The organism is Mesorhizobium comanense, from assembly GCF_005503535.1.
GTDB classification, from domain to species: Bacteria; Pseudomonadota; Alphaproteobacteria; order Rhizobiales; family Rhizobiaceae; genus Mesorhizobium; species Mesorhizobium comanense.
The window spans coordinates 30,154-43,473 of record NZ_SCNN01000028.1 but is presented as its reverse complement, the minus strand read 5'-3'; the positions used below and the strand labels follow the sequence as shown (position 1 = coordinate 43,473).

14 protein-coding genes are annotated in these 13,320 nt (G+C 60.5%); all 14 read right to left on the bottom strand.

The window, feature by feature from the left end:
- Nucleotides 1-3: 3 nt before the first annotated feature.
- The 14 genes from FFS37_RS30765 to narI all read right to left on the bottom strand — a co-directional run bounded on the left by FFS37_RS30765 (nucleotide 4) and on the right by narI (nucleotide 13,315).
- The gene (locus tag FFS37_RS30765) at nucleotides 4-201 is read right to left on the bottom strand and encodes a hypothetical protein (RefSeq protein WP_137934712.1); all 198 of its coding nucleotides are present in this window, start codon (nucleotides 199-201) and stop codon (nucleotides 4-6) included.
- Between the two features lie 13 nt (nucleotides 202-214).
- Nucleotides 215-1,096 (bottom strand): cytochrome-c oxidase, cbb3-type subunit III, encoded by an 882-nt coding sequence (ccoP, locus tag FFS37_RS30760; RefSeq protein WP_137934711.1) that lies wholly within the window; start codon nucleotides 1,094-1,096, stop codon nucleotides 215-217.
- Nucleotides 1,087-1,257 carry a CcoQ/FixQ family Cbb3-type cytochrome c oxidase assembly chaperone gene (locus tag FFS37_RS30755; RefSeq protein WP_056589737.1) on the bottom strand — a complete coding sequence of 57 codons (171 nt, stop codon included), beginning with the start codon at nucleotides 1,255-1,257 and terminating at the stop codon, nucleotides 1,087-1,089. Before FFS37_RS30755 ends, ccoP begins: the two co-directional genes overlap by 10 nt.
- Nucleotides 1,258-1,267: 10 nt before the next feature.
- The gene (gene ccoO, locus FFS37_RS30750; RefSeq protein ID WP_137934710.1) at nucleotides 1,268-2,023 is read right to left on the bottom strand and encodes a cytochrome-c oxidase, cbb3-type subunit II; all 756 of its coding nucleotides are present in this window, start codon (nucleotides 2,021-2,023) and stop codon (nucleotides 1,268-1,270) included.
- A 4-nt stretch (nucleotides 2,024-2,027) separates the two neighbouring features.
- Complete coding sequence (gene ccoN / locus FFS37_RS30745) at nucleotides 2,028-3,671, bottom strand: cytochrome-c oxidase, cbb3-type subunit I (protein WP_137934709.1); 1,644 nt, start codon at nucleotides 3,669-3,671, stop codon at nucleotides 2,028-2,030.
- 170 nt (nucleotides 3,672-3,841) lie between these two features.
- Nucleotides 3,842-4,114, bottom strand: coding sequence for an Rrf2 family transcriptional regulator (locus FFS37_RS30740; protein WP_232375830.1), 273 nt, complete (start codon nucleotides 4,112-4,114; stop codon nucleotides 3,842-3,844).
- A 658-nt stretch (nucleotides 4,115-4,772) separates the two neighbouring features.
- Complete coding sequence (locus FFS37_RS36515; protein ID WP_269750961.1) at nucleotides 4,773-4,904, bottom strand: hypothetical protein; 132 nt, start codon at nucleotides 4,902-4,904, stop codon at nucleotides 4,773-4,775.
- 1,701 nt (nucleotides 4,905-6,605) lie between these two features.
- Nucleotides 6,606-6,887 carry a DUF6455 family protein gene (locus FFS37_RS35880; RefSeq protein ID WP_269750960.1) on the bottom strand — a complete coding sequence of 94 codons (282 nt, stop codon included), beginning with the start codon at nucleotides 6,885-6,887 and terminating at the stop codon, nucleotides 6,606-6,608.
- A gap of 541 nt (nucleotides 6,888-7,428) precedes the next feature.
- Nucleotides 7,429-8,592 carry a cytochrome P450 gene (locus FFS37_RS30715; RefSeq protein ID WP_137934708.1) on the bottom strand — a complete coding sequence of 388 codons (1,164 nt, stop codon included), beginning with the start codon at nucleotides 8,590-8,592 and terminating at the stop codon, nucleotides 7,429-7,431.
- Nucleotides 8,593-9,481: 889 nt separating this feature from the next.
- Nucleotides 9,482-10,051, bottom strand: a complete 570-nt coding sequence (locus FFS37_RS30710; protein ID WP_137934707.1) for a DUF2478 domain-containing protein — start codon at nucleotides 10,049-10,051, stop codon at nucleotides 9,482-9,484.
- A gap of 30 nt (nucleotides 10,052-10,081) precedes the next feature.
- Nucleotides 10,082-11,332: a molybdopterin molybdotransferase MoeA gene (locus tag FFS37_RS30705; protein ID WP_137934706.1), complete on the bottom strand. Its 1,251-nt coding sequence runs from the start codon at nucleotides 11,330-11,332 to the stop codon at nucleotides 10,082-10,084.
- Nucleotides 11,333-11,334: 2 nt separating this feature from the next.
- Complete coding sequence (locus FFS37_RS30700; protein WP_137934705.1) at nucleotides 11,335-11,619, bottom strand: hypothetical protein; 285 nt, start codon at nucleotides 11,617-11,619, stop codon at nucleotides 11,335-11,337.
- Nucleotides 11,620-11,629: 10 nt separating this feature from the next.
- On the bottom strand, nucleotides 11,630-12,532 hold the full coding sequence (locus FFS37_RS30695; RefSeq protein ID WP_137934704.1) for a peptidylprolyl isomerase: 903 nt from the start codon (nucleotides 12,530-12,532) through the stop codon (nucleotides 11,630-11,632).
- 3 nt (nucleotides 12,533-12,535) lie between these two features.
- Entirely contained in the window at nucleotides 12,536-13,315 is a 780-nt protein-coding gene (gene narI, locus FFS37_RS30690) for a respiratory nitrate reductase subunit gamma (protein ID WP_137934703.1), read from the bottom strand.
- Nucleotides 13,316-13,320 lie beyond the last annotated feature (5 nt).

The following is a 13,320-nucleotide window of genomic DNA, read 5'->3' as shown; positions in this document are numbered from 1 at the left end:
ACCTTAGCAGTCCGACTGCGCCGCGCGATAGACCCCGCTTCCGTGCAGCGGTTCCTTCAGATGCGCCACGCAGCCGGGCTGGGAGGTCATAGCCACATAGACAAGATGAGCGTTGGCGCCACAGAAGATCGCGACGCCTGCGCCGACCAGCACCCATACGATCCAGTAAACCGGTCTTCTGCCGCTCGCTTTATCGCTCATAGCAACGCCGCGCTCACGGATTTTCCACGCCCAACGAATGCACGTACAGGGCGAGAATCTTAATGTCGGCGGCCGATAGACGCTTGCCCCAGGTCGGCATATGCCCCTGACGGCCGCCGTGGATGGTTGCCACGATAGTCTCGAGATCTCCGCCGTAGATCCAGTATTTGTCGGTTAGGTTCGGCGCGCCGACATCGACGTTTCCTTTCGCGTTCTCGCCGTGGCAGGCCGCGCAGGTGGTCAGGAACACCTGACGTCCGGCCTCGATTGTTTGGACATTGTCGGGCGTTGCGTCGCCCGGATTGCTCAGCGAGTGCACATAGATTGCGACATTCTGCAATTGCAGCGGATCGAGCATCTCGTCGCGGCCGAAGGCGGGCATCTGGGACACCCTGCTGTCGGCGTGTGCGCTGTTGACGCCGACGCTGATCGTCTGGGCAATCGCTTCCGGTCCACCGCCCCAGATCCAGTCGTGGTCGGCCAAGTCGGGATAGTTGCCGCCGCCGCGTCCGTCGCGTCCGTGGCAGGCGGCGCAGTTGTCGCCGAACAGACGATGACCGGTTTCCTGGACGATTTTCATCAGTTTCGGATCGGCTTGGATCTCATCAAAGCTCTTCTTCTCAATCGCCTCGACCCACGGCGCGCGCGCCGCGTTCGCCTCAGAAAGCCTTTCGGCGACCATCTTGTGCTGGTCGGTATCGAGCAGCCCGTGCGTGTAGGTGGTGCCGAGCGGCCAAGTGGGCATCAGGAACCACCACAGTACCGCGAAGATATGGGTAACGATAAGGAATATCAGTACGCCCCGCGGCACGGGGGTGTCGAGCTCGGTGATGCCGTTCCATTCGTGCCCGGTGGTTTCGCGCCCGCTTACCGGATCGATCTCCTCTACCGCCATGGCCTGTCATCCTGCTCGAGAATATCCTTCTTGGCCGCGTTGAAGCGCGCACGATTGGCGGGCCGGTAAGCGTAGATGACAACCGCCACCGCGAAAGCGATCAGGTAAAACAGTCCCCAGCTCTTGGCGAGCGCGACAAGCGTATCGTGGCTCACATCCATGGTTCGCTCCTCAACCCCCGTTTCCGCCGACGTGGGGTGCGACGGCTGCCTGCTCCCGGCTTGCCGCATCCGTCAGACGTCCGAGAACCTGCAGATATGCCACCAGCGCGTCCATCTCCGAGACGTCCGTCGTTACGCCGTCGAATGCACTCACATCGGTCGCCTCGCCATAGCGCTTGACGACACCAGTGGCGAAATCGCTGTCCGGCGTCGCCTGTCCGTAGGCGTCGCGGGCGGCATTGGCGATCATGTCATCGGTGTAGGGCACGCCGAGTTCGCGCAGCACCGCCAGATGTTGGCCCAGATCGTCCATCTCAAGGGGCGTGCGCTCCAGAAACGCATAGGCCGGCATGTTGGATTCGGGCACCACGCTGCGCGGGTTGGTCAGGTGCGCGACTTGCCATAAGTCGGAATACTTGCCGCCAACGCGAGCGAGATCGGGGCCGGTGCGCTTCGATCCCCATAGCATCGGATGGTCGTATTTGGATTCCACGGCCAGCGAATAGGGGCCGTAGCGCTCGACATCGTCGCGCAGCGTGCGGATCATCTGGCTGTGACAGGCATAGCAGCCTTCGCGCTCATAGATGTTGCGGCCGGCCAGTTCGAGCGGGGTGTAGACGCGCATGTCCGGCGCGTCCTCGACGGTCTGGTGAATGGTGAAGAGCGGCGCGATCTCAACGATGCCGCCGACGCTGGCCGCGGCGATAATCGCCAGTACGAAGCCGATTGCCGTCCGTTCGAGCTTGCGATGGAACAGTTCAGGCATCGGGTCACTCCGCAGGGGCAGGCGCGGCGTCGGACTGGGCCGGTCCATCGCCGACGACGGCGACCGCCGGCGCTCCGCGCGCCGTCATCCAGATGTTGTAGCAGGCGACAATCGCGCCGAGCAGGAACAGTAGGCCGCCGAAGGCGCGCGCGATATAATAGGGATACATCGCAACCAGCGTGTCGACGAAGGAATAGGTGAGCGTTCCGTCTTCTGTGTAGGTCCGCCACATCAGGCCCTGGATGATGCCGGAGTTCCACATCGCGAATACATATATCAGCGTGCCTGCCAGGGCTAACCAGAAATGCACTTCGACCAGCGTCGCCGAATACATGGCCGGGCGTTTCCACAGCGCGGGAACCAGGGTGTAGATCGAACCGAAGGTGATCAGCGCCACCCAGCCGAGTGCGCCGGCATGGACATGACCGATCGTCCAGTCGGTGTAATGGGAAAGAGAATTGACCGGCCGGATGGCAAGGAACGAGCCCTCGAAGGTCGCCAGGCCATAGAAGACGGCGGCCACAAACATGAAGCGCAGCGTCGCGTCGTCGCGCACCTTGTGCCATGCGCCGTTAAGCGTCAGCAACGCGTTGCCGGCGGACGCCCATGACGGCACCAGCAGCATCACCGAGAAAGTCATGCCGAGGTTCTGCACCCAATGCGGCAGAGCCGTATAATGGAGATGATGGGAGCCGACCCAGATGTAGAAGAAGGTGATGCCCCAGAAACTAAGGATCGACAGCCGGTAGGAGAAGATCGGCCGCCCAGCACGCACCGGCAGGTAGTAGTAAAGCATCCCCAGGAAGCCCGAGGTGAGGAAGAAGGCGACCGCGTTGTGGCCGTACCACCATTGCACCATCGCATCCTGCACGCCGGCCCAGATGGTGTAGCTCTTGGCGTGGCCCCACGACACCGGAATGGCGAGATTGTTGACGATGTGCAGAACCGCGACCACCAGGATGAAGGCGAGATAGTACCAGTTGGCGACGTAGATATGTGGTTCCTTGCGGCGCGCCAGCGTACGGATGTAGAGGATGAAATAGGCGACCCAGACAATCACCAGCCAGAGGTCGGCATACCATTCGGCTTCGGCGTACTCCTTCGACTGGGTGACGCCGATCAGGTAGCCGCTCACCGCCAGCAGACAGAAAAGGTTGAAACCGAACAGCACGAACCAGGGGCTGATCTGCCCGGCGAGACGTGCCCGTGAGGTGCGCTGCACGACATGGAAAGAGGTGGCGATCAGCGCGTTACCGCCGAAGCCGAAGATAACGCCCGTGGTGTGGGTGGGCCGCAGCCGGCCAAATGTCGACCAGGCGGCGTCGAAGGCGAGGTTCGGCCAGGCGAGTTGGGAGGCAACCCAGACGCCCATGAACATGCCAAACACGGCCCAGACCATGGAAAGCGCGATGCCGACCTTGATCGGGTCGTCGTAATAGCTGGCCTGCCGGTCCTCTTGCGGTTCGGGGCCGTAGAATGCCGACAGGACCAGGTAAAGCAGGACGCCGCTGTAGACAATAACGATGACGCCGTGCACGCCGAGCGGATCGGACTTGCCAAGCGCTGCCATGGCGACGCCCACGATCACCATCAGGATCAGGGTGATGGCACAATATTGTCTTTCACTCGAAGTAAGTTGCGCGACCATGCTCTCTCCTTGGCAACGCTCGGTTCATGCCGCCTGACCTGCAGGATCGCCGGCCAGCTTATATGCGTCAAGCACGACCGCAAGCTGCGATCGGTTCTCAACCAGATCCGACAGCGTGAACTTGTCAAATACCGATAGGTATGCGCCGAGCGCGTCGCGGATGACACCTTTCAGGCGACAGATCGACGATAGGACACAACCGCCCCGTCGCCTTTCATACACTCGACGATCGGAAAGTCATCACCGAAATTGCGTACCACTACCCCGAGATTGATCTTGTCCGGTGTTATCGTCAGACAGATGCCGTCCGAGCGGCCGCGGGCTGTGGACAGAAGTACCATGTTTCGTAGCCTCAGCGCGATCTTGAGAAGGTGCCGTAGCTCTCTGCGACCGTCGTTCACGGTGCTCGGCCGTCGATCATGGATCGCAAGATAGATCAGCATTCTCAGCACATAATCGGTTTGTAGCGTATCCGCATTTCGGTTGCCTCGGCGCGGCGTCGCCTCGCGGCAGGTGAACGAACATGGCGAGCTTCAGCCTCTGCGCGTTGCGTTCGGCGCGGTCGATGAACACAGCCGCAATCTCGGGCTCGCAAGGTTCGAGCGCCGTCTCGCGTGCCCGAGCCATATCTCGAAGTCGTCAACCAACACCTCTTTCAGCTTAAGAGGAACCGACACCGGCCGGCCATTATAGCCGCCGGTCTTGAGGATGACCGAGCACCATCAGTCACGCATTTTCTCCAGATGGGGCCTCCAATCGCTGACAATGTGCCGGGCCAAGATCCGGCCGAGGCGAGCTTCAGCCCGCACGTAGAAGGAGCGGACCAGCCGACCGATGGATGTCCGCTCTACTTGCGAGTGCACCAAGGATTGCTCCGCAGCGGGCAGGACTCTGTGGAGAGGTTGAGCAGGCATCCGGCAATTATCGTCAAATGGCATCTCACATACCGCTTTACGATCGATCAAAGACTTCCACAGGGAACGAGCGTCACGGGACCCCGCTTCGGCTCATTGCAAACGAGGCCAAAAGCCGCAGCGCTTGGCTGACGTTGCGGAGAGCGCCCAAGTTGCGGTCGTTTCAGACGTCATGGAGCGGTCGCAGCTACAGCGGCACGCCGACGACCGCAAGAAGGGTCAGAAGTAGCGAGCCGAGGCTGGCGACTACGACGATAACGCCGAAGATGAATGCAAGCGCAGCGATCGGATCGAAAGGTTTTCCCATCGTTTCGGTCACAGGTACCTCCATCATGAAACCGCCGCGCCTGACGAACACTGGACCCCGCACGTTGCCAAGTCGACCCCCCATCCATTTCTAGACTAATATCTACTGACGCTGACGACCCGGCCAAACATCAACCGAGAGCGTCGAGGCGACGACTCCGGCGTTCCTTGACCCACCCGGTTGGAGGCCTTCCGCGCCCTCTGACGAGGATGCTGGAAAGCTGAAGTCGCGTAGGGCTAACGACGGCTCAAGCGGTTGCCGCCATTTCGAGTTTCATCGAAATAGGGCAAAAACAATTTGCTCTCAATCTCGACAGATCTGTGCGCAGTGCATTGATCGTGGAAACCAACCGCTAAGGAGAATCATCGAGCGGTCTATTATTGGTTGCCGGTTCCCTAACCGATGTCCAGTCGCGCCAGTGGGTCGGGTGGACGTCGACGCGTGCGCCGGTCGCCGCATTCGTCCAACCATCCTGTCCCCTGATGCAGGGAAACACAAGCGCGTGCTCACCGTCCTGGTCGAAGACGGCCAACTCGAGATCGCGTTCAAACGGAGCGCTTTGGATTGGCTTCCACATTTTCGGATGATCCGTGGGAGTGTCGAGCCCAGCCTTGATTTGAATCATTCTGAGAAATGCCGCGTCGCTTTGAAAGCTGGTGACCACCACAGCCGTTAGCTAGCCGCTCTGATCCATGGCAATCGGCTTTCAGCGGCCTGCATCGGTGATCTGGGCCGCCCTCGGGGAACAGCCGGAAATGGTTGGCCCTCGCTCTTGTGCAGGATGTGCTGTCCGCGGCAAGATGCGTCTTCCACGACTAGATGTGGCTCTCGGCTGTTCGCGCCGGCCTTTGGGTGCCGACCTTGCCCGCCGGTTCGGCGAGCTAACCTTGAATAGGTGGGCGGCCAACGACAGTTCGAAGCACGTCTCGTCCATTTTGCGGAATATGCCGCTTCGCCGACCGACGGTGCTGAAGCCGAAATCTCTACGCCGAATTCTGCAAATCAGCGGCGGCATCACGGCAAATATTTTCCACGCAATCACGAGCATGGCAGCCGAGTCAATCGAGAGCGGTATAGAGCACATCACGGACGAAGCGGTGGAAAGTTGGCGCCCGCCAGTTAGCGCCGAAACAGCCTACGCATGATCCGAGAGCTCTGCGACGCAAGGCCGCTTCCAAGACCTACGATTGCAAGACCCATCTTGCCTATGGGACTCCGCATGATGCTGGCCGCTGGTATCTCAATCGTCTATCAGACAGGTCCGACGTTAGTCTCCGAACTCAAGCGCCAAACGCTTGGCGCCCACTCTACACGTTTTGCTGCAATCGGCGCCGGCACGTCTGTTCCGAGAAACTCTCAGCCGCTGCAGGTAAATTGAGACTCAGAGGCATTGAATCTCATGATTAGACCATCGCTACGGCACCGTCGTCTGCGACCTGGAGCGGCGGCGCATCGTGACACTATTGCCAGATCGTGAGATTGCGATCGTCGAGACGTGGCTGGCTGACCATCCGAAGATCGAAATCGTCTCGCGCTTCAATGTAGTGACGTCACGGGCCAAATGCCTGTCGATCCTCGTTGCGTCACCGGACGTGTTCGAAGCCGGGTGCAAAACACTGCGGCAGATTCAGCTTGCCAACGCGTTCTGCCGATATCTCGAGATGTGCTCGGTGATCCAATTACCGGCGCTACGCAATGCCGCAAAGACTGCGGTCAGGCCGACTGCCCGTCTAGTATGCATTCCTTGAAGAACCCGACGTTCGAGCAGAACTCGGCGAACCTGGCAAGATCACTGTCGCGCTCCAGCCAATCGCAGCATTCGCGATGGAAAGCGCATCCAAGGCAGGCTTTTCGCGCATTCGCCATCGCCTTTCCTCTGCATTTGCGGGCAGCGACGAGCGGATCGACTTCAACCCGCGCCATGACGAGGTCCATAAGCTCGAATTGCCGCCAGACCCTCTCAACCTGCGACCACTGTCGTTGCCTAGACTCCATGACTATCTCCGTCTTCTAGAGCGACCATCTGTCTATAGTACTCTATCCATGAAGACCCTGCGGCTCGATGTGTCGCGTCGCCGCGCCAGCGAGAGTCGGTGCCCAACGCGTTTCGCACCTCTCGGATAGCGGTAGAAAACGAGATAGTTTGCTGGCGTTTGCACGGCGCCTTGTGCCGCCATTTTTCTTCCCTCTACTCGGCTGCTGATATTGCCGCTGCACTCGCTGGCCAGGCGGACGGTCTGTTCGAAATGGCTGAGCGAGCACCGCAAGCTACCCGAACAATCCGACGGATCTATCCTTCGCCTTTGAAGTGAGGCTGGACGAGCGATCGTCCGTCGTGAGGTGAGCCGCGCTGTTGGGATCTGGCCGTTTGAGACACACCTTACAATCAAATGGCGTGCAAGGAGAGCGAATGGCCGGCAGCGGAGGGGATGTCAGCGGCAGGCACGAATCATACCAAACCGGCCGATGCGCCATCAAAGGGCTTTCGGTCTCGGGTTTCGCGGTGGACCTGTTTGCAACGCTCGGCGAATTGGAACTACGATATTTGCACGGGTAGCATGGAAAACCCGCTCGCCGGATAGCTCGCGATTGCGGGCTGCCGGCCGGGCACCAGCGCGATCTGCTGGGTCGATTTCAGCAATTCCTCCATGACAACGCGTAGTTCCAGTCGGGCCAGAAGCGCGCCCGGACAGACATGGATGCCGCCGCCGTAGAGGAGGTTTTGCGTAGCATCACGATCGAGGCGGAATTCGTCAGAGTTGCCAAAGACCGCTTCGTCGCGGTTGGCCGACGCCCACATGAGAGTAATCCGCTCGCCGGCTGCAATCCTGCGTCCGCCGATTTCCACCGGCCTGGTCGTCACCCGTCGGTTGGAAATGAGCGGTGCCTGTATCCGCAATATCTCGTCGATGGCGGCGGGCAGCAAGCGCAGATTCTCTCGGAACTGCTGCTGCACCTGCAGGTTTTCCGCAACATAGTGGCCCAGAATCCCTACACAGGCGGTTATCGTGCCCAGTTCGCCGACCGTCCAATTACGCAGGATGCTTACGATCTCCTCGTGGTTCAGCGGCCTGTTCTCGATCTTTTGCCGGAGCAGACTCGTCGTGATATCATCTGGGGCGGCCGCACCGGCCTCACGCCGCGCCTCCAATAATTCGCTGATATAGCCGTCGAACTCGAGCGCTATGGCAGACATTGCATTCGTGTCTCTGGCCAAGGTGGCCTCATGGTTCTTGCGGACCCACAGAAGCAACGGCTCATGCAGACTTCCAGGCCAGCCGAGAAAGGCGCACTGGATATGCACTGCGAATAGCTGGGCAAGCTGCGTCACCAGATCGATTTCCACGCCCCTTTGCAGGCCAGAGACGAGATTTGCTGAGATCGTCCGGCAAAGCGGTTCGAAACCTTCCACGCGCGCGGGCTCGAAATGGCGCTCGATTAGCGGCCGGTACGCCGTGTGCTGCGGCGGGTCCATGCCGCTTGGCACCGACAGATGGTTGGACACGACGCTGCTGAACGTATCGTGATCGTCCAGCGCCTGCACCACGTCCTCATGCCGGAACAGCGACCAGCCGAGATAGTCGCTATACGCCACCGGGCAGCCGTGACGCATGGCGTCATAGGCTTTAATCTGGTTGGAAAGGACTTGGTCGGATCGGGGATCCCAATCCGGTTGCGGCTTGTCTGGCGCCGAGTTCATGGCACTCCCCTGAAAACTTCCCTGCAGCGCAAGCCACGGGCACAGGCTACAATTCTAAAATGCAGGGTTCTGCTAACCCAGAGTGGGCAGAAGATATTTGACAGAGATCAAACCTTCGCCCCACATCATGCTGCGCGGACTGCGATAGCCTATTGGGTGACTATTGGTGGACCTCGATGGCAAGGTCTTGCTCAGTTGTGCGCTACGCGGGCAAGCAACACCGACAGGCGAGGACTCGGCGCCATCGCCAGAATTTCGATGACAGCATAGTCCTTGATGCTCCGACAAAGAAGCGCATCAGGGACAGTCAGATTTCCGCAGCCATCATCAGCCCTTGCCCCCAGAGGTGAGAACATGCATCCAACAGCAAGACGGCGCGAGATCCGCCCGCTCCTGATCGGCACTGCGACAGCCGCCACGGGTGAGCTGCACCGTCTAGTCCGTTGAGGCCCGCTAGCAGAGATGCGAGCCCGCACATTTGAGTTATCGGCTGGGGATTGCGCTGGCCCCTTCTTTGCACGCTTGCAATCGGGTGAGCTTCAAAGCTTGGACGCGAGCACTTCTCCTGCTATGATACCGAGAATCTTCTCCGATCCTTGAATGCGCTCTCGCCCACAGCCGCCGTAGCAAGGTTTCCGGCACCATCTCGTCGAATTTCGCTCTCCGAAGGTTCTCCACGAAATTCGCGATAGATTGAATGTCCGGCGGCCGCTCGGCAACCTGCCGAGGGATTGCGACAAGACCAAGCCGGACATCACGGCAGCCATTCGCATGAATCCCGACAACCATGCGATTCTTGACTACCTAAGCGGCCAAGCACACGAGGGATTGCATCCCTGTTGAATTGGCGCTCTGTCATACCGAGGACAAATTGTAACCTTCGCGGAATTCATGCAACCTCGGTCCGGGTTTCGCTCAGCGGCGACCAATACGACAGCAGGCGTTCCGCTGCCGTGAACGGATCGGATACGACCTGCGACAGGTCGATTTCTCGTGCGAGATCGGCTGAGAATTCTCGAAATGGTGTGAGATTAATGAGGGGAACGCCGACCAGGACGGGAACGGAAAGTTCGAGCGCCTTGGCGATCAGGCTCCTGAACCCGCCGCCTTCAACCTCGGTCTTTCCGAATTTACAGAGGACCAGAAGATCGGCTTGAGTTGACAACTGCACTTCGGCAGCCGTGCAGGCGCGGAGCAGCCGGTCGGTATTCAATACGCAGCCTCTTGCGTGAGGACCTCGATCGTCCGATATCGCGTGAAGCACGCCTGTGGCGAGATCCCGCAGAAACATGTCGCATTTTACACGACCCGGTCTCCGCTCGCTACGCTGTATGAGGCCGGCCAATTGCATGCCTTGCTCGGCCATGGCGGCGGTGAATTCCTGCAAAAAAGCCTCGAACCTGGGACCGTCTGAATAAACGATCGCGGTGATTGGATAACCAGGGCGGCCGGTCTGCATGCGAGAGTTCCCTTCCCGTTAGAATCTGCGTCAGTTAACCTCGAACCGCGGCTGGTCGAACGGAAGCACCTCGAGGCGTGTGCCAACGTCGACACGCATCGACGCCCCAGGCACGACGGCAACGGCGTCGGCGAACACCATGGGCATCATTCTGTGCGAGCCGTCCGGCCCGCTGCGATGTGCGGTCAATCGCCCCTGCTTGACGTTCAAGCGGACCGGCAGCAGTTCCGTGCGATCCGGCTTGCGGCTGTGCGTAAAGCTCATCTCGGCCGTGACGCGGCTCGCTGGAGCTTGACCAAGGAGGGCTTTCATCATCGGGCGCACGAAGGCGAGCGCGCCAAAAGCCGCGGCTTGCGGGTTGCCGGGCAGGCCGACGAAACACGCGCGTCCAAGCGTGCCGAACGCCAGCGGCTTGCCGGGCTTCATCGCCACCTTGACGATGTCGAGTTGGCCCCCCGCACGCATGACGGCTTCGCGCACATGATCTTTTTCCCCCACCGACATACCGGCGGTGACGATCACAAGGTCGGCGGACTCCGCGATGCTTTCGAGCGCATGCGTAATGGCGATCAGGTCGTCACGAACGGTCAGCGTCGAGATATGTGCGTTGGGTGCTTCCAGCATCGCGGCAAGCATGGGGCCATTGGAGTCGTAAATGGCGCCGAAGGGAAGTGGCTCGCCTGCATGGCGGAGCTCTGAACCCGTCACGAGGACCACAATCCGTAGGGGGCATGCAACCGAAACCGTCGCAATGCCAAGCGCGCTTAGAAGCGCAACTTCGGTCCAGCCGATCACGCGGCCCGGCCGAAGGATAGTCGTGCCCTGTTTTACATCCTCGCCAACCCGTCGAATGTGGGTGCCGGCTTCGACGTCGAGCCCGAACTGCAGGAGATCACCCCTGCGGGTCGCATGCTCCTGCATAACGACGGTATCCGCGCCGCATGGCAATGCGGCGCCAGTCATGACGCGATGGGCTGTCCCCGGTGCCAACACCTCCTGTTTGTCGCCAGCGCAGGTGCATCCGGAAATCGGCAAGACCAAAGGCACACCGTTCTTGCCCGAAAGGCGGATGGCATATCCATCCATTGCCGCCTGGGCGAATGGCGGAAGGGCACACGGAGCTTCGATCGTCGCGGCCAGGATACGCCCTGCTGCACGTGCCGATGGCACGTCTTCCTGCCTGTTGAGCGGTTGAGCAAGTGCGATGGCAGCTGTTCGTGCAGTTTCAAACGACACCATCTGCGCATCTGAGTGGAAGCAGCTATGGCGTACTGCACGCATCGTCAGGCCGCCTTCATTCCCGGCAGGGACTTTTCGAGAATTGCACGCATGGCCGCCAGGCCAGGATCTTCCGATCGATTCATGAGACCAATGAGCTGGGTCCAATGATCGTCGGAGGCGGTGTCCACGAAATTGCGAACGGCCGAGCCGACGATCTCGGCTGGCAAGCGACCGGACGCATCCGCCGCCGCAGCCAAACGGGCAAGCAAGGCGGGCTCGTCGAATGCTGCAACGAGACCCATGGCGACATTCGGGTCGTCCAGCGAGGCAATCAGGTTTCCCAGCATCGCATCGTCCTCACTGCACCAACGGCGAGGATGAGCCGTCGAGATCAATCCCACAAATATCCGCCTGGCCGACAAGCAGGGACACGTATTGCGCCGTGGCTTGCCGATTGACGTGCTCGGTCAAGTAGGCGGCGATCCGCTTCCGCACAGCCTCGAACGGGAGCTGGCGGCCGTCGATCCGCCGCGTCAGGCGGATGAGGTGGAAGCCGTAACGTGTCTCCACCGGAGGCGACATGTCGCCGGGGGCGAGATTAATCAGAGCGGCTTCGAATTCCGGCGTCGTGTCGCCCGGGCCGATCTGACCGAGGCTGCCACCGATGGCCCCCGATGGGCAATCCGAGCAGTCCTGCGCCAGGGCCGTGAAACGCTCCGGTGCAATTGCCAGCGCCGCTCTGAGCGATAGCGCCTTTTCTCGCGCCGCGGCGAAGGCTTCGCTTTCATCGCGGCGGGCGCCGATGAGAATGTGATCGGCCTCGCAGAGCGATGGCGTCACGAAGCGGTGAAGGTTGTTCTCATAGAAGCGGCGCAGCGTTTCTTCGTCCGCTTCCGGAACACGAACTTCGCGTTCGATGAGGCTGCGCACCTGGGCGTCCTCCGCCGTTTCCTGGCGCCCGTCCTCATCGGTCTTCTGCTCGACGCCGACATCGAGCCGCCGCGCTTCCTGCAGCAGCAATTCGCGAATGACCAGCGCTCGGGTCGCCGCCTTCCAGCCCTCGCCGGGGTTGCGCGCGGGAAAGTTCTGCACCTCGGCGGCAATCGCCTTACGCGAAATCGTCACACCATTGACTGTTACTGGCGGCATCGCCACGCGCTCGCGCGACGGAGTCGTGTCAGGTGTCGCGGGCCCGTGCTCGTGCGGATGTTCGCAGGACGGTGCGCGGCTGGCGGCGTGATCGACGATGAGAGCGGTCATGACTTACTCCGCGGGTTGGCGGTTAGGACGAACAGCAACAGGCCGCACGGACGCAGGAGCCCGAGCTGATGGTAGGGGTGTGGGCACCCGCCGCCCCGCAAAGCGCGTGCGCACCACCTGGTAGCCGGGGCGCCCGAGATACCAGATCGGAGCACTCCATATGTGAACCAGCCGTGTAAACGGGAAGACCAGGAAAATGGTCATACCGAGCAGGAGGTGCGCCTTGAAGATCGGGTTGACGTCGGCGACATAGGCTGCGGCCGCTGGTTGTAGGGTGAGAATGCCCTGCGCCCAGTTCATGAATTTTACCATCTCATGGCCATCCATGTGACCGAGCGAGACGAAGATGGTGGACAGGCCAAGAGTGAGTTGCAGCCACAGCAGCAAAAGAACCGCGATGTCGCCAAAACTGGACGTGTTGCGGATGCGGGGATCGAACAGCCGACGATGGGCGAGGAGCGTGATGCCGATGAAGCAGGCAATGCCGGCTATGCCGCCGACTGTGATAGCGAGCCCCTGCTTGAAGCTATGAGAGATGCCGAGCGCATCGAATACCCAGATCGGCGTCAGCAGACCGACGAAATGTCCCCCAAAAATCGCCAGGATGCCCACATGAAAAAGATTGGAACCCCAGCGGAGCTGTCGCCGCCGCAGAAGCTGGGAGGAACCCGTCTTCCAAGTATATTGCTCGCGGTCGAATCGGATCAGGCTCCCAAGCAGGAAAACAGTCAGGCAGAAATAGGGATACCAGCCAAAAAGCGCGTCGTTGATTGCGGTGGACATCGCTT

What these genes read in the sequence shown, in the direction of transcription:
- FFS37_RS30765 (WP_137934712.1), bottom strand. Translation starts at nt 201, where the DNA reads ATGAGCGATAAAGCGAGCGGCAGAAGACCGGTTTACTGGATCGTATGG.
- ccoP (WP_137934711.1), bottom strand. Translation starts at nt 1,096, where the DNA reads ATGGCGGTAGAGGAGATCGATCCGGTAAGCGGGCGCGAAACCACCGGG.
- FFS37_RS30755 (WP_056589737.1), bottom strand. Translation starts at nt 1,257, where the DNA reads ATGGATGTGAGCCACGATACGCTTGTCGCGCTCGCCAAGAGCTGGGGA.
- ccoO (WP_137934710.1), bottom strand. Translation starts at nt 2,023, where the DNA reads ATGCCTGAACTGTTCCATCGCAAGCTCGAACGGACGGCAATCGGCTTC.
- ccoN (WP_137934709.1), bottom strand. Translation starts at nt 3,671, where the DNA reads ATGGTCGCGCAACTTACTTCGAGTGAAAGACAATATTGTGCCATCACC.
- FFS37_RS30740 (WP_232375830.1), bottom strand. Translation starts at nt 4,114, where the DNA reads ATGCTGATCTATCTTGCGATCCATGATCGACGGCCGAGCACCGTGAAC.
- FFS37_RS35880 (WP_269750960.1), bottom strand. Translation starts at nt 6,887, where the DNA reads ATGGAGTCTAGGCAACGACAGTGGTCGCAGGTTGAGAGGGTCTGGCGG.
- FFS37_RS30715 (WP_137934708.1), bottom strand. Translation starts at nt 8,592, where the DNA reads ATGAACTCGGCGCCAGACAAGCCGCAACCGGATTGGGATCCCCGATCC.
- FFS37_RS30710 (WP_137934707.1), bottom strand. Translation starts at nt 10,051, where the DNA reads ATGCAGACCGGCCGCCCTGGTTATCCAATCACCGCGATCGTTTATTCA.
- FFS37_RS30705 (WP_137934706.1), bottom strand. Translation starts at nt 11,332, where the DNA reads ATGCGTGCAGTACGCCATAGCTGCTTCCACTCAGATGCGCAGATGGTG.
- FFS37_RS30700 (WP_137934705.1), bottom strand. Translation starts at nt 11,619, where the DNA reads ATGCTGGGAAACCTGATTGCCTCGCTGGACGACCCGAATGTCGCCATG.
- FFS37_RS30695 (WP_137934704.1), bottom strand. Translation starts at nt 12,532, where the DNA reads ATGACCGCTCTCATCGTCGATCACGCCGCCAGCCGCGCACCGTCCTGC.
- narI (WP_137934703.1), bottom strand. Translation starts at nt 13,315, where the DNA reads ATGTCCACCGCAATCAACGACGCGCTTTTTGGCTGGTATCCCTATTTC.